A 1,882-nucleotide genomic window follows, 5' to 3' on the forward strand; every position below is an offset into this window, starting at 1 on the left:
AAGATCAGCAGGCATCCAACAGATCCTGCCGACACAACACCCAACTGCCAAGCCCCACAACACATTTCATTCTGAAATGATCAGTTAGTGACTGTTGCCTGGTTCCTGGCGAGCGGACCCCTCCGGCCTTCCGTATCGTCTCCGTGCGGCCTGACGACGCACCTCACGATCAAGTGACCTTTGCTGCGCATCCCTCGATTCAACAAGGGACTCAAGGCTGATCCCGTCGTTATAGTCCTCGCCGGTGAACTGGCGTGAGCCTATTTCTCGATCGACGTCTTCCCACTGCTCACGCAGGTCGGTCAGCCGTTGTTCATCGGTCCTACCGTCATCAGGATCTGGTTCCTGGGCAAGGATGAATTCGTCAAGCTTGGCGTTGAACTCTCGATAGTTCGTCCGGAGATCGTCTAGCTGCTGGGTGGTCTCGTCTCGGAGTTGCTCTATCCCCTGCACAGTGTCCTCCAACTGACCCTTGAGTTGATCGACGCGATCGAGAAGATCAACGTCTGGCCACTCAAGCTGGCCCTCCTTCCAGCTTCCACCTGGTAGAGCACCAACGATGCCAGCCACGGCCAGCACCATGCCCAGCAGGACGAGGGTTGGGACCATGACAACAGCTGACCAGTCCTTGACACCTGCGATCACTCCTACGGCGATCAGTGCAAGACCAGCGATCTCCAGTACGACGCGCTTCATCGATGTCAGCCTCATGCGAAGGGTCATATCAAACTTGTCTGGAGAGCGTAGGAGTAAACCTTGCACTCGTGGCCATTGCGAGGAGATCAAGACGAACGGAGCCGGAGGTGATCTGGGCTGTCCGGCTACAGACGGCTGCCACGCCAGGGACAGCCATCGTCGAAACCCAAACCCGGACTACGATCAATCTCTAGTGCAAGTATATCCAGTTACGCAGAGGGATCCGACAGCCATTCTGAAGTGAGCGTGAGAATCTCGCCAGGATTCTGCCGGGCCTGTCACCAGTACGGAATAAATCCTGCCATCCGGCCCGAGAGATGAGAACACAACTGTGCGCAGAGCACCGTCAGAAGGTTCTCCAGAGTAGTACTCAAGTTCAGCCGGAGAATCCGGGGTATCATTTATCACGTCTAGCCGAATTCTCTTGTAACCCGGATCACTAGACACCTCCCTTTCGGTCGCCTGAATTTCCTTCCACGGAGTTCGACCCTCACCTACAGTTGCCTTAATCTCAATTTCTTGACTTTTCGACTCACCAACATAGACCGCATTCTCGGCATTCACGTCGCGCTTAAAGGAACGCGGCACGTAGAGGGAGAACCCGCTTGGATCTTTGACCCATCTGTAGTTCTTTTTGTTCACGTCGGGAACGTGGCCGGTTTGAGCGAGCCGCCCACTTGGCGGGACAGGGGAATTCGTAGCCTGAAGGGTTACAACCGTCCCAAGGACCGCAGCCAGGAGAGCACCAACGCCAGCAGCGAACAAGTTGCGATACATCCCGTTGCCAAGCTTGACCCGCCCGCCGGCCGCTGCAAGGTTCGCACGTTCGGGCGACGCACGTCTCTTACTCGTTGAAACCGCTTCGGGCGGAGGCTGCTTGCGGCGAGCGTAAGCAGCATCCCGCAGGTTAATACCCATAATTGCAGCTAAGCATCGACGCACGAAACTATATTCGTCTCTCACGCTTCGGCGCTCAGCAGTTGCATCAATTAGAGTTTGGCGATTCAGCCCCAACGTCGCTGCAAATGCTCGCCGTGCCACGTTTGTGCGTGCCATCACGCAGCCCCTTCTTGCCTCACAGCAGACGTAGCAGCCCCCGGTGTTGCAGCGCTACTGAACTTGATCGGGTGATGTCGGGCTATCGGCCTGGCAGTTGAGCGTCAGGTCCGGTAGTTCTGGCTGGGTG

General features: G+C 56.5%; 2 protein-coding genes. Both read right to left on the reverse strand.

The window, feature by feature from the left end; translation table 11 throughout:
• Positions 1 to 84: 84 nt before the first annotated feature.
• Positions 85 to 696, reverse strand: a complete 612-nt coding sequence (locus tag ACX28W_RS43845) for a hypothetical protein (protein ID WP_459005680.1) — start codon at positions 694 to 696, stop codon at positions 85 to 87.
• Between the two features lie 183 nt (positions 697 to 879).
• Entirely contained in the window at positions 880 to 1,338 is a 459-nt protein-coding gene (locus ACX28W_RS43850; protein WP_459005681.1) for a hypothetical protein, read from the reverse strand.
• Positions 1,339 to 1,882: the final 544 nt, after the last annotated feature.

It is taken from the genome of Streptomyces sp. SD15, from assembly GCF_054462255.1.

What these genes read in the sequence shown, in the direction of transcription:
- ACX28W_RS43845 (WP_459005680.1), bottom strand. Translation starts at nt 696, where the DNA reads ATGAAGCGCGTCGTACTGGAGATCGCTGGTCTTGCACTGATCGCCGTA.